Annotated in this window: 29 protein-coding genes; 20 read left to right on the forward strand and 9 right to left on the reverse strand. The window is 65.9% G+C overall.

Features of this window, described 5'->3' with window-relative positions; translation table 11 throughout:
• Positions 1–2: 2 nt before the first annotated feature.
• The 19 genes from NO878_RS01470 to NO878_RS01560 all read left to right on the forward strand — a co-directional run bounded on the left by NO878_RS01470 (position 3) and on the right by NO878_RS01560 (position 14,726).
• Positions 3–539, forward strand: coding sequence for a 50S ribosomal protein L6 (locus NO878_RS01470; protein WP_256404189.1), 537 nt, complete (start codon positions 3–5; stop codon positions 537–539).
• The gene (locus tag NO878_RS01475) at positions 540–1,253 is read left to right on the forward strand and encodes a 50S ribosomal protein L32e (protein WP_256404190.1); all 714 of its coding nucleotides are present in this window, start codon (positions 540–542) and stop codon (positions 1,251–1,253) included.
• On the forward strand, positions 1,250–1,708 hold the full coding sequence (locus NO878_RS01480) for a 50S ribosomal protein L19e (protein WP_256404191.1): 459 nt from the start codon (positions 1,250–1,252) through the stop codon (positions 1,706–1,708). Before NO878_RS01475 ends, NO878_RS01480 begins: the two co-directional genes overlap by 4 nt.
• Positions 1,708–2,268: a 50S ribosomal protein L18 gene (locus NO878_RS01485; protein WP_256404192.1), complete on the forward strand. Its 561-nt coding sequence runs from the start codon at positions 1,708–1,710 to the stop codon at positions 2,266–2,268. The genes NO878_RS01480 and NO878_RS01485 overlap by 1 nt, the downstream gene beginning before the upstream one ends.
• Positions 2,258–2,914, forward strand: coding sequence for a 30S ribosomal protein S5 (locus NO878_RS01490; RefSeq protein ID WP_256404193.1), 657 nt, complete (start codon positions 2,258–2,260; stop codon positions 2,912–2,914). Before NO878_RS01485 ends, NO878_RS01490 begins: the two co-directional genes overlap by 11 nt.
• Complete coding sequence (gene rpmD, locus NO878_RS01495) at positions 2,914–3,378, forward strand: 50S ribosomal protein L30 (protein WP_256404194.1); 465 nt, start codon at positions 2,914–2,916, stop codon at positions 3,376–3,378. Before NO878_RS01490 ends, rpmD begins: the two co-directional genes overlap by 1 nt.
• A complete protein-coding gene (locus tag NO878_RS01500; RefSeq protein ID WP_256404195.1) occupies positions 3,375–3,869 on the forward strand; it encodes an uL15m family ribosomal protein in 495 nt (164 codons plus the stop codon). The genes rpmD and NO878_RS01500 overlap by 4 nt, the downstream gene beginning before the upstream one ends.
• A gap of 3 nt (positions 3,870–3,872) precedes the next feature.
• Positions 3,873–5,342, forward strand: coding sequence for a preprotein translocase subunit SecY (gene secY / locus NO878_RS01505; RefSeq protein ID WP_256404196.1), 1,470 nt, complete (start codon positions 3,873–3,875; stop codon positions 5,340–5,342).
• A 309-nt stretch (positions 5,343–5,651) separates the two neighbouring features.
• Positions 5,652–5,957, forward strand: coding sequence for a HalOD1 output domain-containing protein (locus NO878_RS01510; RefSeq protein ID WP_256404197.1), 306 nt, complete (start codon positions 5,652–5,654; stop codon positions 5,955–5,957).
• 54 nt (positions 5,958–6,011) lie between these two features.
• Entirely contained in the window at positions 6,012–6,755 is a 744-nt protein-coding gene (locus NO878_RS01515; protein ID WP_256404198.1) for an N-acyl homoserine lactonase family protein, read from the forward strand.
• Positions 6,756–6,850: 95 nt separating this feature from the next.
• Complete coding sequence (locus NO878_RS01520) at positions 6,851–7,558, forward strand: DUF2270 domain-containing protein (RefSeq protein WP_256404199.1); 708 nt, start codon at positions 6,851–6,853, stop codon at positions 7,556–7,558.
• Positions 7,559–7,686: 128 nt separating this feature from the next.
• A complete protein-coding gene (locus tag NO878_RS01525) occupies positions 7,687–8,106 on the forward strand; it encodes a universal stress protein (protein WP_256404200.1) in 420 nt (139 codons plus the stop codon).
• 110 nt (positions 8,107–8,216) lie between these two features.
• Positions 8,217–9,272: a PAS domain-containing sensor histidine kinase gene (locus tag NO878_RS01530; RefSeq protein ID WP_256404201.1), complete on the forward strand. Its 1,056-nt coding sequence runs from the start codon at positions 8,217–8,219 to the stop codon at positions 9,270–9,272.
• Between the two features lie 110 nt (positions 9,273–9,382).
• On the forward strand, positions 9,383–10,003 hold the full coding sequence (locus NO878_RS01535) for a DUF655 domain-containing protein (protein ID WP_256404202.1): 621 nt from the start codon (positions 9,383–9,385) through the stop codon (positions 10,001–10,003).
• 58 nt (positions 10,004–10,061) lie between these two features.
• Positions 10,062–10,910 carry a 16S ribosomal RNA methyltransferase A gene (locus tag NO878_RS01540; RefSeq protein WP_256404203.1) on the forward strand — a complete coding sequence of 283 codons (849 nt, stop codon included), beginning with the start codon at positions 10,062–10,064 and terminating at the stop codon, positions 10,908–10,910.
• Positions 10,903–12,024: a mechanosensitive ion channel family protein gene (locus tag NO878_RS01545; protein ID WP_256404204.1), complete on the forward strand. Its 1,122-nt coding sequence runs from the start codon at positions 10,903–10,905 to the stop codon at positions 12,022–12,024. The genes NO878_RS01540 and NO878_RS01545 overlap by 8 nt, the downstream gene beginning before the upstream one ends.
• A complete protein-coding gene (locus NO878_RS01550; protein WP_256404205.1) occupies positions 12,021–12,620 on the forward strand; it encodes a HemK2/MTQ2 family protein methyltransferase in 600 nt (199 codons plus the stop codon). The genes NO878_RS01545 and NO878_RS01550 overlap by 4 nt, the downstream gene beginning before the upstream one ends.
• A 55-nt stretch (positions 12,621–12,675) precedes the next feature.
• Positions 12,676–13,665: a 5-methyltetrahydropteroyltriglutamate--homocysteine methyltransferase gene (locus NO878_RS01555; protein ID WP_256404206.1), complete on the forward strand. Its 990-nt coding sequence runs from the start codon at positions 12,676–12,678 to the stop codon at positions 13,663–13,665.
• A complete protein-coding gene (locus NO878_RS01560) occupies positions 13,662–14,726 on the forward strand; it encodes a methionine synthase (RefSeq protein ID WP_256404207.1) in 1,065 nt (354 codons plus the stop codon). Before NO878_RS01555 ends, NO878_RS01560 begins: the two co-directional genes overlap by 4 nt.
• On the opposite strand, the gene NO878_RS01565 is transcribed toward NO878_RS01560, so the two are convergent.
• From NO878_RS01565 to NO878_RS01585, 5 genes are all read right to left on the reverse strand, one after another.
• A complete protein-coding gene (locus NO878_RS01565) occupies positions 14,723–14,932 on the reverse strand; it encodes a TOBE domain-containing protein (RefSeq protein WP_256404208.1) in 210 nt (69 codons plus the stop codon). The two genes, NO878_RS01560 and NO878_RS01565, sit on opposite strands and share 4 nt — an antisense overlap.
• 71 nt (positions 14,933–15,003) lie before the next feature.
• The gene (locus NO878_RS01570; RefSeq protein ID WP_256404209.1) at positions 15,004–15,453 is read right to left on the reverse strand and encodes a metal-dependent hydrolase; all 450 of its coding nucleotides are present in this window, start codon (positions 15,451–15,453) and stop codon (positions 15,004–15,006) included.
• 55 nt (positions 15,454–15,508) lie between these two features.
• Positions 15,509–16,225 carry a hypothetical protein gene (locus tag NO878_RS01575; protein WP_256404210.1) on the reverse strand — a complete coding sequence of 239 codons (717 nt, stop codon included), beginning with the start codon at positions 16,223–16,225 and terminating at the stop codon, positions 15,509–15,511.
• Positions 16,222–16,542, reverse strand: a complete 321-nt coding sequence (locus tag NO878_RS01580) for a 2Fe-2S iron-sulfur cluster-binding protein (protein WP_256404211.1) — start codon at positions 16,540–16,542, stop codon at positions 16,222–16,224. The genes NO878_RS01575 and NO878_RS01580 overlap by 4 nt, the downstream gene beginning before the upstream one ends.
• Positions 16,543–17,946, reverse strand: a complete 1,404-nt coding sequence (locus NO878_RS01585; protein ID WP_256404212.1) for a selenium-binding family protein — start codon at positions 17,944–17,946, stop codon at positions 16,543–16,545.
• 158 nt (positions 17,947–18,104) lie between these two features.
• Here NO878_RS01585 and NO878_RS01590 point away from each other — a divergent pair, with 158 nt between their 5' ends.
• Entirely contained in the window at positions 18,105–18,824 is a 720-nt protein-coding gene (locus NO878_RS01590; protein ID WP_256404213.1) for a helix-turn-helix domain-containing protein, read from the forward strand.
• Position 18,825: 1 nt separating this feature from the next.
• Here NO878_RS01590 and ndk read toward each other — a convergent pair whose 3' ends face one another.
• The 4 genes from ndk to rpl7ae are packed head-to-tail and all read right to left on the reverse strand — an operon-like array spanning position 18,826 to position 20,077.
• On the reverse strand, positions 18,826–19,290 hold the full coding sequence (gene ndk, locus NO878_RS01595) for a nucleoside-diphosphate kinase (RefSeq protein WP_256404214.1): 465 nt from the start codon (positions 19,288–19,290) through the stop codon (positions 18,826–18,828).
• Positions 19,287–19,484 carry a 50S ribosomal protein L24e gene (locus tag NO878_RS01600; protein WP_256404215.1) on the reverse strand — a complete coding sequence of 66 codons (198 nt, stop codon included), beginning with the start codon at positions 19,482–19,484 and terminating at the stop codon, positions 19,287–19,289. Before NO878_RS01600 ends, ndk begins: the two co-directional genes overlap by 4 nt.
• Entirely contained in the window at positions 19,484–19,708 is a 225-nt protein-coding gene (locus NO878_RS01605) for a 30S ribosomal protein S28e (protein ID WP_256404216.1), read from the reverse strand. The genes NO878_RS01600 and NO878_RS01605 overlap by 1 nt, the downstream gene beginning before the upstream one ends.
• 6 nt (positions 19,709–19,714) lie before the next feature.
• Positions 19,715–20,077: a 50S ribosomal protein L7Ae gene (rpl7ae, locus tag NO878_RS01610; protein WP_256404217.1), complete on the reverse strand. Its 363-nt coding sequence runs from the start codon at positions 20,075–20,077 to the stop codon at positions 19,715–19,717.
• Positions 20,078–20,188: the final 111 nt, after the last annotated feature.

Below are 20,188 nucleotides of genomic sequence, written 5' to 3' on the forward strand. Positions count from 1 at the left end.
TCATGAACCGAACAGAAATCGAGATTCCGGACGACGTATCCGCCGAGGTCGACCATCTGGACCTGACCACTGAGGGGCCCAACGGAAGCGTCACGCGACGCCTCTGGTACCCCGACGTGTCGGTAACGGTCGAGGACGACCACGTGGTAATCGAAACCGAGGCCGACGACGCGAACACGCGTTCGACGGTCGGCACCTTCGAGAGCCACGTCGAGAACATGCTCCACGGCGTGACCGAGGGCTGGACGTACGAGATGGAGATCTTCTACGCCCACTTCCCGATGCAGGTCACCGTCGAGGGCGACGAGGTCGTCATCGAGAACTTCCTCGGCGAGCGAGCGCCGCGAACGGTTCCGATCCGCGGCGACACCGACGTACAGGTCGACGGCGAGGAGATCACCCTCTCCGGTCCCGACAAGGAGGCGGTCGGACAGACCGCTGCCGACATCGAACAGTTGACGCGCGTGCCCGGTAAGGACACACGTGTCTTCCAGGATGGCGTCTACATCACGCAGAAACCACAGGCAGGTGGGGCGTAGATGAGCGACGACGACGAGATTCAGACGGTCGAAGACATCGGCGGCGTCGGCCCTTCGAAGGCCGAGGCCCTCGCCGATGCCGGCTACGAATCCATCGAGGATCTCAAGGCCGCGAGCCAGTCGGAACTGGCCGACATCGAGGGCATCGGAAATGCCCTGGCCGCCCGGATCAAAGCCGACGTCGGTGGCCTCGAAGTCAGCGAGGAGACCGAGGCCGAGGTCGAAGAGGAGACCGACGCCGACGAGGCCGAACCCGAGGAAGCGGAGACGGAACTCCGCCCCCGCGGTCACGCCGACAAGACGCCGGACCTGGACGCGGAGGCCGCCCGTGCGCTCGTCCAGAAGCGCCGGGAGGGTAACCCGCAGTTCAACCGGCAGGATTACCACAAGAAAAAGCGCGTCGACCCCTCGTGGCGCAAGCCACGCGGGAATCTCTCGAAACAGCGTCGGGGCATCAAAGGCAAGGGCGCCACGGTCGAGGCGGGCTACCGCTCGCCGACGGCCGCGCGCGGCCTGCACCCCAGCGGCTTCGAGGAGGTCCGTGTCCACAACACGGACGACCTCGAGGGCGTCGACCCCGACACCGAGGCCGTCCGCATCGCGAGCGGCGTCGGCGCGCGCAAGCGCGAGCGCATCGAAGACGTCTGTGAGGACCGCGGGATTCGCGTCCTCAACCCGACGTACATCGAAGTCGAAGTGGAGGAAGCCGAATGACGGATCTGAGCGCACAGAAACGGCTCGCGTCCGACGTACTCGACGTCGGCGAGGACCGCGTCTGGTTCGACCCCGAAGCCCAGAGCGAAATCGCGGAGGCGATTACCCGCGAGGACATCCGTGACCTGGTCGAACAGGGCACGATTCAGGAGAAGGGCACGTCGAACAACTCGCGCGGTCGCGCCCGCGAACGGGCGGACAAGCGAGCATACGGCCACCAGACCGGCGCCGGTTCCCGCCGCGGGACCGCCGGCGCACGGAAAAACGAGAAGGAGGATTGGACGAGTCGCATCCGCGCCCAACGGCGTCGCCTGCGCGAGTTGCGCGACGACGGCCCGCTCGATGCATCCCAGTACCGCGAGCTCTACAACAAGGCTGGCGGCGGGGAGTTCGAGAGCGTGGCGCGACTCGAAGCATACATTCGAAACAACTACGACGTGGAGGTGAACGACTGATGGCAACAGGCCCACGATACAAGGTCCCGATGCGGCGTCGCCGCGAGGACCGAACCGACTACCACCAGAGGTTGCGCCTGCTGAAATCCGGCAAGCCGCGCCTGGTTGCTCGCGTGAGCAACAGGCACGTCAGGGCGCAGCTGATCACCCCCGGTCCCGACGGTGACGAGACCCACGCGGCCGCGTCCTCCGAGGACCTCGACGAGTACGGCTGGGAGGCCCCTACAGGGAATCTCCCGAGCGCGTACCTGACGGGGTATCTCGCGGGGAGCCGCGCCATCGAGGCTGGCCTCACGGAGGCCGTCCTCGACATCGGGCTCAACACCGCGACACCGGGCAACAAGGTGTTCGCAGTACAGGAAGGCGCTATCGACGCGGGACTTTCGATTCCGCACAGCGAGAGCGTCCTCGCGGACTGGTCGCGCAACCGCGGCGAGCATATCGCCGAGTACGCCGAACAGCTGGACGAACCGCTGTACGGTGGCGACTTCGACGCGACAGAACTCCCCGAGCACTTCGACGAAGTGCGCGAACAACTGATGGAGGACCATGAGCAGTAACGATTACGGCGACGGCTGGGAACCGCGTACGCGGCTCGGCCGCAAGGTACAGGACGGCGACGTGACGTCGATGAAGGAGGCGCTGGAGTCCGGGCTCCCGCTGAAGGAGGCCGAAATCGTTGATCAGCTCCTACCGGGGCTGGACGACGAGGTACTCGACATCAACATGGTCCAGCGCATGACCGACTCCGGGCGCCGGGTGAAGTTCCGGTGTGTCGTCGCTATCGGGAACCGCGACGGCTACCTCGGCTACGCCGAGGCCCGCGACGACCAAGTCGGCTCGGCCATCCAGAAGGCCATCGACGTGGCGAAACTCAACATCGTCGAGGTCGACCGTGGCTCCGGTTCGTGGGAGGACCGCGCGGGCGGTGTCAACTCCCTGACGCGGAAGGCGACCGGCAAAGCCGGTTCGGTGACCGTCGAGATTATCCCCGCCCCGCAGGGGCTGGGTCTGGCGGCCGCGCCCACGGTGCGGAACATCCTCGAACTCGCGGGCGTCCAGGACGCGTGGACGAAGTCGACGGGCAACACCCGGACGACGGTCAACCTCGCGAAGGCGACGTACAACGCGCTTCGGAACGCTTCGCAGTCGCGGACCCCTCAGCGGGCGCGACGCAAGCAACGCGAAACCGAGGTGACCGAGTGATGGAGGCGCTCGTCCAGATCCGCGGCGAGGTGAACATCTCGGGCGACGTACAGGACACGCTGGAGATGCTCAATCTCCACGCCGTCAACCAGTGTACGCTGGTGCCCGAGACGGACGCCTACCGCGGCATGATCACGAAGGTCAACGACTACGTCGCCCACGGTGAGCCGTCGGCGGACGTGGTCGCGACGCTGATTCGCCGCCGCGGCGAACCCGAGACAGGCTCGGCCGACATCACCGACGAGTGGGTCGCCGAGGAAACCGACTACGCCGACATCGACGCTCTCGCGGCGGCGCTGGTCGACGAGGAGACGACGCTGCGCGAGCAGGGTCTGGCCCCGTCGCTCCGGCTCCACCCGCCGCGTGGCGGCCACGACGGTCTGAAACACCCGACCGTCGAGAGCGGCCAGATCGGCACACACACCACCGAGGAGATCGACAAACTGCTGGAGGCCATGCGATGAGCGACAAGAAAAAGCGCCAGCGCGGGTCGCGAACCCACGGCGGCGGCACGCACAAAAACCGGCGCGGTGCCGGGCACCGTGGTGGCCGCGGACGTGCGGGTCGCGACAAACACGAGTTCCACAACTACGAACCGCTTGGCAAGCACGGCTTCACCCGACCCGAGACCGTTCAGGACGCGGTGTGTGAGGTAACCGTCCAGGAACTCGACGAGAACGCCGCACTGTACGCGGCGGACGGCCTCGCCGAGGAAACCGACGGTGGCTACCACCTCGACGCCCGCGACGTCGCCGAAGACGGCTACGACGCCGACGTGGTGAAGGTGCTCGGAGACGGACAGGTCCGCAACGAACTGTCTGTCGTCGCCGACGCGTTCACCGCGAGCGCGGTCGAAAAGATCGAATCCGCCGGCGGTAGCGCCGACCTCTCGGAGCGCGCCGAGGAGGCGGCCGACGACGGCGACGACGACACCGAGGAGTCGGACGAGGAGTAACCCATGGGATGGAAGGAGACCGCCGAACCGGTGCTGACGCGGATGCCGTCAGTCAGGCGTCCGGAGGGGCACGTCCCCTTCCGGCGCAAACTCGGCTGGACTGCCGGCGTTCTCGTGTTGTATTTCTTCCTGACGAACATCCAGCTGTTCGGGCTGGACGCCGGCACGCAGAGCGACCTGTTCGGCCGCTTCCGGTCGATCCTCGCCGGATCGCAGGGGTCGATCCTCCAGTTGGGGATCGGGCCCATCGTCACGGCGAGCATCGTCTTGCAGCTGTTGGGCGGTGCGGACCTGCTCGGCCTCGACACGGACGACCCCCGCGATCAGGTGCTGTATCAGGGCCTCCAGAAGCTGCTGGTGGTCGCGATGATCTGTCTGACCGGCCTGCCGATGGTCTTCGCCGGCAACTTCCTGCCGGCAGACCCGGGAGTCGGGCAGGCGCTGGGGATCGGACTCCAGGGCGTTCAGAGCCTTCTGTTCCTCCAGATCGCTGTCGGCGGAATCCTCATCCTATTTATGGACGAGATCGTCAGCAAGTGGGGTGTCGGCTCCGGTGTCGGTCTCTTCATTATCGCCGGCGTGAGCCAACAGCTCGTCGGCGGGCTGTTCGCGTGGGAGGGACTGGGTGGAACGCCCGGATTCTTCCCGACGTGGTTCGCCATTCTGACCGGTTCTCAGGACATCGCCTCGCCGCTCACCGCCGAGGGGATTCAGGCGCTCCTCCTCGGGCAGGGACAGTTGCTCGCGCTGGTGACGACGGTGCTCATCTTCGCTATCGTCGTCTACGCCGAGAGTGTCCGGGTCGAGATCCCGCTCTCTCACGCCCGCGTCAAGGGCGCTCGCGGGCGCTTCCCGGTGAAGCTCATCTACGCGAGTGTCCTGCCGATGATCCTCGTGCGCGCCCTGCAGGCGAACATTCAGTTCGCCGGGCGCATCCTCAACAGCACGTGGAACGCGATGCCGGGGTGGCTCGGCCAGTACAGTAGTGGTCAGCCCGTCTCCGGGCTGTTCTACTATCTGGCCCCCATCCATACGCGAAACGACTGGATGTGGTGGCTGGCCGGCACCTCCGCCGAACCCTGGCAGATCATGATCCGTGTGGGGCTTGACCTCACCATCATGGTGATTGGCGGCGCCATCTTCGCCATCTTCTGGGTGGAGACGACCGGCATGGGGCCGGAATCGACCGCCCAGCAGATCCAGAACTCCGGGATGCAGATCCCCGGCTTCCGGCGCAACCCGCAGGTCATCGAGAAGGTCATGGAGCGGTATATCCCGCAGGTGACCGTGATCGGTGGGGCGCTCGTCGGACTGTTGGCGGTCGGCGCCAACATGCTCGGCACCATCGGTCAGGTCTCCGGCACCGGTCTCCTGCTCACCGTGAGCATCACGTACAAGCTGTACGAGGAGATCGCCGAAGAGCAGTTGATGGAGATGCATCCGATGATGCGCCAGATGTTCGGCTCCGAGTAGCGAACATCTCCTCTCTTTCGTGCGTACCACCCGGGTGAGCGACCGCGCCGTCCCGTCCACTGGGAAGGCGGACACGGTCGAGACACCGGGACGATCCGTCACCTTCCCGATAGGATTTTTACCCCGTTGGTCGTAGAACGACGGCATGCTGCCCGGCGATTGTTCCGAAGGGCGTCCTCGGCTTCTCGCCGTCGACGCCAGTCGTGGTCCCGTGACGACTCTCGATGCGGCTGCCGTGTTGCTCCGCCCGTGCAGTCCCCGACTCACGAACCGGTGTGAGCGGTCCCGAAGCGCGCCGGCCCTGTGACAATGGCCGGAGAACGCCCTGAAGACGGTCGGTCGGCGGGCGACGCGGTCGACGCCGCCACGCTCACGTACCGGATCGACGATGCCGAACGCCCCGGAAACGCGGCCGTACGGGCTGTCGCGGCGTTCACCGACACCTCGCCGCTCGATCTCGATCCGCTGGGAAGGGTGATCGACTTCCGGTCGCTCGATGGCCTGCTGGACGGGTCGACGGCGGCTCCGTCGGTTTCGTTTCGATACGGCGGCTGCCACGTGACGATCACCCCGGACAGCGTCCGTGTCCGCGGGCGAGCGGACGACGACGGGTGAGAGTGTCGGATCCGTGGACCCGGGTTTATTCCGCCGGCGTGCAAGGGAGGAGCCATGACGCCCACGGTCACGCCCTGCTGTGCCGGGTCGCTCACGATGGACGCGAGCGTCCTCGTCGAGGGACGGACAGGAACCATCGAAGCCCCGTCAATCGTCTATCTGATCGACGCCGAGGAGACGCTTCTCGTGGACACGAGTTTCGGCGACCCCGGACTGATGGGTGACCGGCATCCGGGATACGAGTGTCACCGGACGGCAGGCCAGGAACTCGACACACTCCTCGCCGACGCGGGGTACGGTCCCGCGGACATCGATGGCGTCGTCCTCAGCCACCTCGACTGGGATCACTGTTACAATCTCGAACTCTTCGATGCCGACACGGACGTCTACGTTCAGCGTCGGGAACTGGAGTACGCTATCGCGCCGTACCCGATGCACGCGGAGCGCTACGAGGCGAAGTCGCTGGGGCGGGAGCCACCGTGGCTGACGGTCGATCTGACGCCGGTCGAGGGCGAGACGGAACTCTGTGCGGGCGTCACCGTCGTCCCGACGCCGGGCCACACGGTCGGCCACCAGTCGGTCGTCGTCGAGGAGGGCGATGAGACGACCGTCGTCGCCGTCGACGCGGTCCCGACGTTCGACAACGTCACCGAGGACCCGTCGGCGCCGCTCCGCCGGGGGCTGGCGATGAACGAGTTCGAGTGGCGCGAGAGCGCACTCGATGTCCTCGACCGGGCGGACCGACTGCTTCCGGGCCACGAGTGGGAGATTCTGGACGCCGAGCCGGTCGGACTGTAGCGTCCTCCGGGAGCGTGGAACGCGGACGGTGCGTCTCGTAGGGTGAGACGCCGCTCCACGGGGGGTTTACACGTCCGCTGTCTGTATGTGGCCGCATGCCTGACGGTTCTCGGGATTTCGATCCGGAGTCCCCCGACGAACGCGAAATCGCCGGCGAAGCGGCCCGTGATCGGGACGAGTTTCTCTCACTCATGGGTCACTCCTACCGTGGCGAGTTGGGTCGCACAACCTCGTGGCGCACGCGGATCGACAGAACGACCAACTGGGCCGTCGTGCTGACGGCGACGTTACTCACGTGGGCCTTCTCGGGGAGCGAACGCCCACATTATATCCTCCTGCTCGGGGTCGTGATGATGACCGTGTTTCTGGGTATCGAGGTTCGCCGCTATCGGGTGTACGATATCTGGCGGTCCCGGGTGCGGATCCTCGAAGAGAACGTGTTCGCGAACGCTCTCGATCCGGAGGGTGTCGAGCAGTCCAATTGGCGTGAACTTCTCAGTCACGACCTCCGCAACCCGACAATAAAAGTATCCGTCGTCGAAGCGACGTCTCGCCGACTCCGTCGGGTCTACTTCGCCCTGATTTCGGTCCTGATCGGCTCGTGGCTCGTCCGGCTGACCGTGTTTGCGACGACACCGACGGGACTCGTCGGAACCGCTACCGTCGGCGAGGTCCCGGGGGTCGTGCTCATCGCGGGCGTCGGGGTGTACTACGCCACCGTGGTCGTGCTCACGCTCTGGCCGAACCGACGACAGGCAAAGGGTGAGTTACAGACACGGACCGACTCCGAAGAGTGGAAGTGACGGTTCGAGAGTAGACTCCGCCCGGCGAATACACGCTTGGGACGGTGGTACCTGGGTCGACGGATGCGCGTCGCCGTTTTGAGGCGGGCGACCCACCATCTTATGCCTCTCCTGAGCGTAGTCGGTGCATGAGTTCCCGGATTCTCGTCCCGATGGACGACTCGGAAATGGCCCGGCAGGCACTGGAGTACGCGCTCGAAAACCATCCCGACGCGGACCTCACCGTCCTGCACGTCGTTGGCGAGCCGTCTCCGTGGGGTGGTGCGGCCACGTCACTCGCCCTCGAAGATGATCTCGAAGGGGCCGTCGCGGAGCACGCGGAGTCGGTCTTCGACGATGCCCGAGCGCTCGCCGCCGAGTACGACGCCGACCTCACCACCGAAACGGAGTTAGGGCATCCGGCCCGGGCGATTCTGAATCGGGCCGAGGACTTCGACGTGATCGTTCTCGGGAGCCACGGCGGCTCGTTGGTGGATCGGCTGGTCGTCGGCAACGTGGCCCAGACGGTGTTCCGTCAGTCGCCGATTCCGGTTGTCGTCGTCCGCTAAGCGGCGCTCACCCCGAGATCAGGTGTTCGAGTGTCGAGGCGTGGATCGGGACAGCCAAAGTGTCGGGGCTTCGAGTCGGCATTTATGTTGCGGGCGGCGTACGAGACGGTATGGGCGGTTCATCGCTTGGCAACCAGCACAACTTTCGAACCTTGTTTGACCAGTTGGACGGTGTCGCTCTGTGGACGGCCACGGAACCGGGCACGTTCGAGTACGTCAGCGACGGGTTCGAAGACATATGGGAACTCCCGCCCGACGCGGTCCGCGACGACGTCAGCAGACTCCTCGAAGCGGTCCACCCGGACGACCGTGCGCAGGTGCGCGCGAACATCGAAGGCTCGGAGCGCGGCCAAGGCCTCCAAGACCGCTCGTACGAGGGGCGCGTCGTTCGACCCGACGGCTCGATCCGATGGGTGTTGACACAACAGGAGGTGCTCCGCGATAGTGAGGGCGAGGTGAGTGAGGTGGTCGGTGTCTGTACGGATATCACGGAGCAAAAACGCCGGGAGGAGGAGTTAGAAATGCTGAATCGGATCGTCCGCCACGACATACGGAACGATCTGTCGGTGATGGTCGGCTGGGCGGAAGCACTCGAGGACCACGTCGACGACGAGGCCCAGGACCACCTCGAAAAGATTCTCAACAGCGGGCGCCACGTTATCGAATTAACCAAAATCGCCCGCGACTACGCCGAAACCGTCGTTTCAGAGGAAGTCGCCACCACAGAGCCGACACCGATCCGGGACGTCCTCGAAACCGAACTCTCGCTTCGGCGGGAGTCGTTCCCGGAGGCGGAGTTCGTGGTTCACGGGCCACTTCCCGACGTCGAGGTGCCTGCCAACGGGATGCTCGGCTCGGTGTTCCGAAATCTGCTGAACAATGCCGTCCAACACAACGATGCGGACACCCCGGTCGTCGACGTGTCGTGTGAGTTGGATGACGGGGCCGTCGCGGTTCGGATCGCCGACAACGGTCCTGGGATCCCCGACGAACACAAGGAAGTGGTCTTCGGGAAAGGCGAGAAGGGCCTCGGCAGTCCCGGAACCGGGATCGGCCTCTATCTCGTTCACACGCTGGTCGATCAGTACGGTGGCGAGGTGTGGGCCGAGGACAACGACCCGACCGGGGCCGTCTTCGTCGTGGAGTTGCCGGAGGTCACCGAGTGAGGAACGCCCTGCCGCAGTCGGGACGCCGCCGCCGCCGGCCCGTTTGGATGTCGGCGTGACGTGTCGGATCGGCCGACCGTTTAAATATCCGGTCGCCGTACAATTGGAGCATGACGACCTCCGAGAGCGGAGACCCCGGCGCCGACGACGGTGCCGAAACCGCGGAGGAGGCGGAGCGGACCTACGCGGTGGTCCTCGATTACCTGCCCCACGGACGGCCGGGTGACGACCGCCCCCAGTACAAGAAATCGCCGCTAGCGTACGCGCTCAAGGAGTCCTCTTTCGGGCTGCTCGAGCTCACGCTCGACGACGATACGGACGTTGGCATCGGCGACCGGATCGTGATCGACCCTGCCGAGGAGCGGACGGCGGTCCAGCGCATGCGCGATGTCGACTACGACGACCTGTCGAACGCGGCCCACTCGGAACTGGACTACGTCGTCGAGGAGGTGGTCGAACGCCACGAGCGGCGGTTCGTCGACTTCTACAACGACGCCCAGCCCATCACGCTCCGACTGCACCAGCTCAACCTCCTGCCCGGCATCGGGAAGAAACTCCGCAACGACGTGCTCGACGAGCGCAAGCGTGCGCCCTTCGAGAGTTTCGCCGACTTGGAAGAACGGATCGCCGGCCTCCACGACCCGAAGGGCGTCCTCGTCGACCGCATCCTAGAGGAACTCCGCGACGAGGACCTCAAATACCGGACGTTCGTTGGCGACACGGCGGAGTGAGCAGCCGTCGGCCGTCGGAAACGGGAAATTTACCCGGGTCGGTGCGTTATCGGTGACGATGACAGCGTCGCGCGATCCGGACCGACTGCTCGAACGGGCCGGGGTAACCGGCAACCCCGACCGTGATCAGCACTTCCTCGTCGACGAGCGCGTGCTGGATCGACTGCCGACGCACCTCCTGGACGACACAGATCGGAGTCACGTCCTCGAAATCGGCGGCGGGACGGGAGCGCTCACCGACCGCCTGCTATCGACCTGTGATCGCGTGACGACGGTCGAGCGGGACCCGGCACTCGCCGAGTTCTTACGCCAGGAGTTCGCCGCGGAGATCGACGCGGGGCGGTTGACGGTCGTCCAGGGCGATGCCCTCGAGGTTGACCTTCCGGACGCCACCGCGAGCGTCTCGAACCTGCCGTACGGCGTCTCCAGCGAGATCACGTTTCGGCTCCTGCCACTCGGCATTCCGACGGTGCTTATGTTCCAGCGGGAGTTCGCCGAGCGCATGGCCGCCGATTCGGGGACCGACGACTACGGACGCCTGTCGGTGAGTGCGGGTCATTACGCCGACGTGGCGGTGGTCGAGCCGGTGCCGCCGACGGCGTTTTCGCCCCCGCCGGCGGTCGAGAGCGCAATCGTGCGGACGACGCCCCGCGAGCCTGCGTACGTGGTCGACGATGAGGATTTCTTTCTGCGGTTCGTGAAAGCACTCTTCACCCAGCGCCGGAAGACGCTCCGCAACGCCGTTCGCAACACCGCTCACATCTCGGGGCTTGCGGACCCGGACGCGGTCGTCGCGGCCGCAGACGAGTCGCTCATGTCACGCCGGGCGGGGGACGTGGCACCCGACGAGTTCGCGGCACTCGCGACGCTCGCCGCCGAGGTCGGGCAGGGTGACGGCGATGGCTGACCCGCTGGCGGTCGTCGAGTCGGTGCTCGGCTCCCGCCTGCCTGCGACGGCGCTGGTGGTCGCCGTCGTTCTCGGCGTGCGCTATGGGATCAACCGCCTTCGACGCCGCGATGGCTGGAGTTCCGGACGACGCACTGAACTCCTGTTGTCGGTGTTGCTGACGGCGGTGACAGGGGGTGGCATCGTGATCTTGGTCGACCTGTGGGAGCTCATCGGCCCGCTGGCGCGGTCTTACCGGAACCTGGGTCTGCAGGACATCGCCGGTCGGATGTTACTCGCGGTGGTGATCCTGGCGACGACCTACGCGCTGACCGATCTCGTCGGGCGAATCATCGGCGAGTTCACGGGCACGCGGTCGAGCATCAGCGAACATCAGCGCGAGATTATCTACCGACTGACGCAGGTTACACTCTACACGCTGGCGATTCTCGTCGTCGTGGGGTTGTTCACCCGGGACCTCGGGAGTCTGCTGGTCGGGGCCGGCTTCCTCGGCATCGTCGTCGGGATGGCCGCTCGCCAGACCCTCGGGGCGATGCTCGCCGGGTTCGTCCTCATGTTCTCGCGCCCGTTCGAGATTGGCGACTGGGTACAGATCGGCGACCGCGAGGGGATCGTCACCGAGATCACTATCGTCACGACGCGCATCCAGACCTTCGACGGCGAGTACGTGATGCTCCCGAACGACGAGGTGAGCGGGCAGCCGATCACCAACCGAACGCGCAAGGGCCGACTCCGCATCGAGGTGGAGGTCGGCGTCGACTACGACGCCGATCCGAGCCACGCCGCCGAGATTGCCATCGAGGCGGTCAAAGGGTTGGATCAGATTCTCAACGTGCCGACGCCGCAGGTGGTCGGCAAGCGGTTTGGCGACTCCGCTATTGTCCTCGGGATTCGGGTGTGGATCGACAACCCCAGCGCTCGGCGGATGTGGCGCGCGCGGACGGCCGTCATCGAGGCCGTGACCGACGCCTACGCGGCCGAGGGGATCAAGATCCCGTTCCCACAGCGAGAACTCATGGGCCGCACCGAAGAGGGTGGGTTCGCTCTCACGGAGCGCCGAGAGGCGGCGCCTCCGACCCCCGACGGCGGCCCGGGAGACGGGGAGACGGAATGACCGACGACGACGCGGACACCCTCGCGGCCCTCGCGGATCGGCGCGGGGCGGAGCGAGCGGTGTATCAGCCGGCGGAGGACTCCCGACTCCTCGCCGAGGCGGCCGTCGATCACGCCCGCGGCCGGACCCTGGAGGTGGGGACGGGGTCAGGGTGGGTCGCCGAACGAATCGCGACCGAGACAACGGCGACGGTGGTCGCCAGCGACCCCAACCCCGCCGCCTGCCAGGAGGCCCGCGACCGAGAGGTGCCGGCCGTCCGTGCCGACCTCGTCGCGCCGTTCCGGGCCAACAGCCTGGACACCGTCGCCTTCAACCCGCCGTACCTGCCGACCGATCCCGACAACGAGTGGGACGACTGGATGGAGCGGGCGCTCTCCGGCGGCGAATCGGGACGCGCCGTCATCGACCCCTTCGTCGATACCGTCGGTCGCGTCCTCCGGCCCGATGGGGTCGTCCTCCTTCTCGTCAGTAGCCTCACGGGGTTCGAGACGGTCGTCGACCACGCGGAGCGAAACGGGTTCGCCGCGACGACGGTTTGCCAGGAGTCGTATCCCTTCGAGACACTGTCGGTCCTCCGTCTCACGCTGGATAACTGAAGGACATATTTTGGTTTAGCAAATATTAAGCGACGGCATTACGTAGCCGACCATGATGACCGAACTGGTCGCCACCACACCTGGACTGTATCCGTTGCCTGATTGGGCGAAAGACGAGCTTGCCGAGCTAAAGGGTCACCAGAAAGGCGACCTCATCGGCGGCGACGAGGGGCCGGAGATCACCGACGCGTACGACCGTGCGCGGACGGAGGCCGTCGACGCGCAGGTCGACGCGGGCCTCGACCGTGTCGTCGAGGGACAGCTTCGCTGGGACGACATGCTCGCCCATCCGCTGACGATCAACGACGCCGTCGAGACCGGTGGGATCGTTCGTTACTACGACAACAACAACTTCTATCGCGACCCGCAGGTGCGGGGTGAGCTCACCCCTTCGGGTGACGTGGGGGCCGAACTCGACGCGGTCGGGGCGGACGGCGACCTGCAGGCGGTTCTCCCCGGGCCGTACTCGCTTGCCGACCTCGCGACGGACGAACACTACGGGGACGACGCCGACTTTCTCGATGCCGTCGCCGACCTCCTCGCGGGTGAAATCGACGCCTTCCCCGCCCACGAGACGCTGTTCCTCCTGGAGCCGTCGCTGGTCGAAGCGCCGCCGGACGACGACACGGCGGCCCGGGCGAGCGAGGCCATCGACCGCGTGGCCGCCGCGACGGACGCCGACGTCGTTGCCCACACCTACTGGGGCGCGGTGCCGGAGAAGCCCTACGCGCATCTCATGGACACCGACGTGGACGCCATCGGATTCGACTTCGTCGCCGACGCCGACGCGTCGCTCTACAACATCAACGAGTACGGTACGAAAGATCAGATCGCGATGGGCTTGGTCGACGGGCAGAACACGCTGGTCGAGTCGCCCGAGACTGTCCGTGACCGGGTGGAGTGGGTCGACGAGCGCACCCACACCGACTTCGAGCGGGCTTACCTCACCTCGAACACCGAACTGTTCTATCTGCCGGTGAACAAGTTCGAGGCGAAACTCGAGGCGCTCGGTGACGCCGCCGCGCTCGCGGAGGTGGACGCATGAGCGAGAACAACCGCGCGCAGTTCCGCCCCGACGACCACCCCAACGACCACTTCCTACTCACCTCCATCGTCGGCAGCTATCCCAAGCCCAAGTGGCTCAACCGCGTCTCGGACCTCGCGGACGACCCCGACTCGAAGTTCGACGAGGACCACCTCCATGAGGCCCACGACGATGCCTGTCGCGCCATCGTCGACGAACACGAACGGGCGGGGCTGGACACCGTCTCCGACGGTGAGATGCGCCGCAACGAGATGGTCGAGTTCTTCGCCGACCGCATCGATGGCTACGAGTTCAACGGTCCCGTGAAGGTGTGGGGGCACAACTACTTCGACAAGCCCTCTGTCGTCGACGACGTCGAGTACGACGAGTCGTGGCTGGTCGACGAGTTCGAGTTCACCCAGTCGGCCGCCGCCAAGCCGGTCAAGGTGCCGATCACCGGCCCGTACACGCTCGCGTCGTGGTCGTTCAACGAAGCCTACGACGACGACGCGGAGCTTTCCTACGCCCTGGCGGACCTGGTCAACGAGGAAATCGAAGCGCTCGTCGAGGCGGGCGCATGCTATATCCAGATCGACGAACCCGCGTTGGCGACCACGCCGGACGATCACGCCATCGTCGGCGAGTGTCTCGAACGCATCGTCGCCGGCGTGCCCGACGAGGTGCGCATCGGTCTGCACGTCTGTTACGGTGACTACTCCCGGATCTACCCCGAACTTCTGGAGTACCCCATCGACGAGTTCGACGTGGAGCTTTGCAACGGCGACTACGAGCAGATCGACGTGTTCACCGACCCCGAGTTCACGACCGACCTCGCGCTCGGCGTCGTCGACGTCCACACCACGGAAGTCGAAACCGTCGAGGAAATCAAGGAGAACATCCGAGAGGGGTTCAAGGTCGTCCCCCCGGAGAATCTGACGGTCAGCCCCGACTGTGGCGTGAAGCTTCTGCCCCGCGAGGTCGCGTATCAAAAGATCGAGAACATGGTCACGGCGACCCGTGAGATCGAGGCCGAACTCGACGCCGGCGAAATCGACCTCGGGCCGGAAGTCAGCGCGGACTAGTCGACCTCGACCATCACTTCCGTCGCCTTGATCACGGCGTCGAGTTCTTTACCCTCCTCGACGCCGAGGCGTTCGACCGATCCGGCCGTAATGACGGCGGTGACGACCTGCCCGCCGTCGAGTTCGATCACCACTTCGGCCATCAGACCATCAGTTTCGACGCTGTGAACGGTTCCGCTGAGCCGATTTCGTGCACTGAGAGACATCGATCTAGGTAACGCCGGCTGCGGAGTTAACTTCACCGTGAGTGATACGTTCTCGCTCGCGCCGGGAGTTGTCACCGTGACTCGTCGTCGGCGATCAGTACGGTTGCCAGCAGCCCCCAGACGACGAACTCGACGTAAAACGACGGCGTCCCGAGATACGACAGGAAAAAGGCGACCGGTGGGAGATTGACTGCGGGGACGTGCTCGATCACCGGCCACGCCAGAAAGAGGAGGTCCGCCGGTCGCCCGTTGAGCAGCATGTGGACCACATCGAGGGTGAGGTGTGACGCCCAGCCGAGCCAGAACGGCGTCCACGACCGCCGAACGAACACGACGACGAAGCCCGCGACGAGAACGAGGAGCGAGTGGCCGGCCGTCTGATAGAGGTCGACGAGACCGACCATCGCCGCCGGCTTGTCCACGAGGTCGGGCAGGGCCGCCCCCGCGACGACCGGTATCACGGGGAGATGCCAGCGCCGTCCGAGGAGGTACGCCGCGGCGAGATGCGTGGGAAACAGCATCGGACGGCGTGTCGTGGGGGTGTCGAGCGTATAGCCCTGTTGCTCGACTGTCGGCCTACGCAGCGGGGACCGACTGCCGGGTTGCGTAGCGGAGATACCCCTCCCGGGCGCCGACGGCGAGGAGAACGCCACCGACGAGGGCCAACAGCCCCGCCTCGACGACCGCAGGGACGGCGTCGACGACGCTCCATCCCGCGGCGACGCCGCCGACGAATCCGACCTGGAGGAGACAGACGGCACCGACCGCGTGTCGACGGCTGGCGGTGTACAGTGAGCCGATGGCGGCCGTCTCGGCCATCGCGTGGACCGCGAGGACGGCCGCCCCGACGACCCCCAGGGTCGCATCGGCGGCGTACACCGTCGCGAGGACGGCCCCTTCGAGTCCTCGATGGAGCGTCACGGCACCCAACGCGGCGTCCGCACAGGCACCACAGTCGGTGAAAGCGCGCCCGCGGGCGAGACCGACCAACCCCACACCGCCGCCGACGCCGAGTCCCGCGCCGACCGGGGTGCTATCGACCGCGAGCGCCACCGACAGACCGCCGAGCGCGAGAAACAGACACGGGACGACCCCCCGAATCGAGGGGGTGTGACGCCCTGCGACGCCGAGGACGACACCGCCTCCAAGGAGGCTGGCACCGACCGAGGCGGCGACGACGTGCGGGAACCCAAGCCCCGCCGTCGCGGCGTTCACGCCGTGGGCGGCGGCGGGCGTCGCGAAGACGACACCCCCGGCGGCGACGGCCACGACGCGACGGAGGGCGCGGGTCATTTCCACGGGTTCGGGACGAGGTCGGCCTGAATCTCGGCACCGACCTCGATCCGACAGTCGGAGCGAGGTTCGGCCACACAGAGGAGGACGTAGCCGTCCCGTCGGTGGTGTGGTTTCAGGCCTCGTGGCCGCTCGATATGAACCAGATCGCCGTCCAGCAGGCGTCCGGTGCAGGTGCCACAGGCGCCGTACAGACAGCCGTACGGGACACCGAGGGTCTCGCGCTCACTGGCGTCGATGACAGTTTCACCCTCGGCGACCGAGAGCACTGCTTCGCGGCCGTCGCGCCACACGAGACGGACCTCGTGGGTCGACATCTACTGCCAGACGTCGCTGGTGCAGTCGCCACCGGGCCAGCGAATCTCGTGGGCGCGGGCGGGACCGCCGGGCGCGTCGCCGAAGTCGACGACGAACTCCTCGTCGAGTTCCATCCGGCCCTCCCCGGGGTACACGTCGGCTTTCATCATCAGCGACCCCTCCTCGCCCATCTCGGGGTAGAACTGGTTGTCCCACGAGGAGAACAGCGAGGTGGTCCAGTAGAGCCGCCGACCGTCACGAGAGAGTTGGAGCATCTGGGGTGCGCCGCGGACGTCGTGGCCGCCGACGGACTGTCGCTCGGCGAAGTTGCCGCCGACCCAACATTGGTCGACCAACCGCGGGTTCCCCGTATCGCTGATGTCGTACATCCGCACGTCGCCGTGGAGCCAGTTCGAGAAGAACATATACTGATCGTCCAGTGACAGGAGGATGTCGGTCACCAGCCCCGGTACGGGCATATCCCAGTCGGGGTGTTCGCGGTCCTCGACGTCGATGACCTTCTCCCACTCCCAGTGGCCGTCGTCCGCCTCCCAGAAACGGAGGATGTTCGAGGAGAGTGCGGCACCGACGTAACCCTCCGTCTCCTCGGGGTTGTGGGGCATCCGAATCTCCAGCGGGATCAACCCCTCCTCGCCGAAGGTCAGCGTCTGCCGGTGTTCTTTGCTCTCCCAGTCCCAGACGTGGATGCTGTCGCCGTATTTCCCCGCTTCGACGTCGTCCAGGTCGAAGCCCGGATAGTACGTCTCCGGTGCCGCCCACTCCGTCGACAGCATCACGCCGTGCCGGGGCTGGTACCAGTAGTCGTAGTTCATCTCCATGTCCCCGCTGTCGACCTCCCAGTGGCCGTCGATAGAGAAGTCCTCCTGGTCGAGTTGGAGGAAGCCACCCGGGAGTTCACCGTCGGCGTTCCCGAGCATGCTGATGACGATTTTTCCCTCGGGTACACAGTGAACCGTGTGTGGCGCCGAGAGATCGTGTTCGAACACCTCCTCGGGTTCGATGATCGTCTCGATTTCCGGCTCCCGCGGATCGGACGCGTCGACGATGTGGATGCGCGAGGAGCGCTGTCCGGGGACGATCAGGTGGTCGCGGGTCAGCCCCTCGGCGTGACAGGAGGACGAACAGGTGTTCCAGCCGAAGTGGTGGAGTTCGTCGCCCTTGTTCGGCATCTCGACCGTGTCGACTAGTTCGCCGTAGGTCGCCGAGTCGGGGTCGACATCGACGACGCCGACGAAGTCGGGTTCGTCCACGTCCATGCCGACCCGAAGTCCCATGACGAAGGCCGTCTTCTCACGCTCCGACTCGGTTCGCATCGCCGCCGGCGTCGGATAGCCGGGGCCTTCGACCTCGTGGTGTTCGTGCCCGTGCTTCTCGGCCGTCTCGCTGGGTTCGTCGGTGCTCATAACAGACAGTGTCCCTCAGGGGACGATAACAAATAATAATTGAGTTGTCGAGCGCCAACCTGCATCTCGCCGGCCGCGACACTGGGGAAGGCTTTTGCACTGGCCGGTGTACCCCGGGGTGTATCCGTGATACTCTGCAAGAACCGGGAGCGTTCGTGATGCGCGAGTTCACCTTCGACGTCGAGTACGAGGCGGGCGCGGATCCGGTGATGGACGTGTTCATCGAGTATCCGACCCTCGTCGCCGAGGCGTTACACGGCGGCGTCACGGAGGACGAATTCTGGTACGTCGAGCGGCTGATTGGCCCGACGGCGGCGCTCGATGCGGTCGAACGACTCCGCCTCGACGAGACGATTCCGACGGAGTCGGTGACCGAGACGGCCCGTCCGGCCACGCAGTATCACGACGTACTCGACCGAACCGACAACGAACGGGTGATCTACAGCCACGTCGAAGACATTGGGGACGCCGAGTCGGTCCAGACGCTCGCGGGGTGCTATCTCCCGCGCGGATCGCCGTTCTGTACCAGCCGGCGGGAGGCACGCCACGGGTGGCGCATCTTCCTCCAGTCGGACGAAAAGGTAGGGCTGTTGTACGACGCCTTGAGCGCGAATCTCCGGTCGGGTCTCTCCTTTCGTATGGGGCGTCTCGGCGAGGCCGAGGGGTGGGGCCACGACTCGCTGGGGTCGATTTCGCTCCCGCCGGCTCAGCGAACGGCGATGCGGGCCGCTCTCGATCACGGCTACTACCGGATGCCGCGGGAGGTTACACTCGACGACCTCGCCGCGACACTCGACGTGCCGCGGTCGACGCTCTCCTATCGTCTGCGTCGGGCCGAAGAACGACTGGTTACGGGGTATCTCGGCGAGACGGGCTAGGCTACTCGTAGAGCCAGGTCTCGTCGATCCGCTCGTAGTCTTGGAGTTCGTCCTCGTCGAAGAAGAGGTCGATCTCCCGAACGTTTGCGCCCTCGTCAGCGTGGTCGGAGCCGTGGATGACGTTCCGGCCGAGATCGAGGCCGAAGTCGCCACGGATGGTGCCCGGGGCGGACTCCGCGGGATCGGTCGCGCCCATCATGGTGCGGACCTGTCGGGTGGCGTCCTGACCCTCCCAGACCATCGCCATCACCGGGCCGGCGGTGATGAACTCGACGAGGCCATCGAAGAAGGGTTTGCCCTCGTGTTCGCCGTAATGTTCGTGGGCCAGTTCTTCGGAGATCTGGGTGAACTTCGCGCCGACGAGTTTGAGGCCGCGCTCCTCGAACCGCGAGATGATCTCGCCGATGAGACCACGCTGGACTCCGTCGGGTTTGACCATCACGAAGGTGCGCTCGGCGTCGCTCATTCCTCACCTTGGCCGCCGGCGGCCTGGCCGTCCTCGGTCCACTCCAGGTCGCGAGCCTCGCGCCCGAGGAAGTAGTTTTTCTCGGCCTTGGAGTCCACGAAGTGCAGGATCGTCCCGTCTTTCCTGACGTACATGGTCCCCGTGCCGGGTTCGATATCCTCGCCCGTGTAATCGCAGGTGCGTGTATCGACCATTACTGCCCTCCGATGGAGTCGGCGTCACGCTGTGTCTCGCGCAACTGGAGCACGTCGCCCTCGCGGACGGGGCCCAGTACGTTGCGCGTGATGATTCGCCCCTGGTTCGATCCCTCCTGGATGCGACATTTGACCTGCATGGCTTCGCCGTGCATGCCGGTCTTGCCGACGACCTCGATTACCTCCGCGGGCATCGAGTCGCTGGCACTCTCTTCGGCGCTCATGGTCGCTTACCGGAGGTCCTCGACCTTGGTACTGATGTCTTCGGCCTGTTCCTCGGCGTCGCCCGCGTCGACGATGGCGGCCGCGGCGCTCCCAACCTCGAGCCCCGCCGCGTGTCCGACGTCGTCCTGCGTCTCGACGAAGACGTACGGGATGCCCTTCTCGTCGGCGAGTTCGGGCAGATGCATCACGATCTCCTCGGGCTGGACGTCCTCCGCGATGATGACGAGGTCGGCGTTGCCGCGCTCGACCGCCTTCGTCGTCTCGTTTGTTCCTTTCTTGACACTACCGGTGTCTCGCGCTACTTCGAGCGCCTCAATGGCGCTCTCGGCGAGGTCCGCCGGGACATCGAAATTGACGTAAACTGACATGATTTGTACCTCCCACCCGTCGGCTCGCGCACCTCACCAGCCGTGGCGACCGACCGTCGGCCGCCGGGGTTCCCTGATGGGGAGGCGCATCATCAACCGCGGGCAGGCTGT

It is taken from the genome of Haloplanus ruber, from assembly GCF_024494725.1.
Taxonomy (GTDB): domain Archaea; phylum Halobacteriota; class Halobacteria; order Halobacteriales; family Haloferacaceae; genus Haloplanus; species Haloplanus ruber.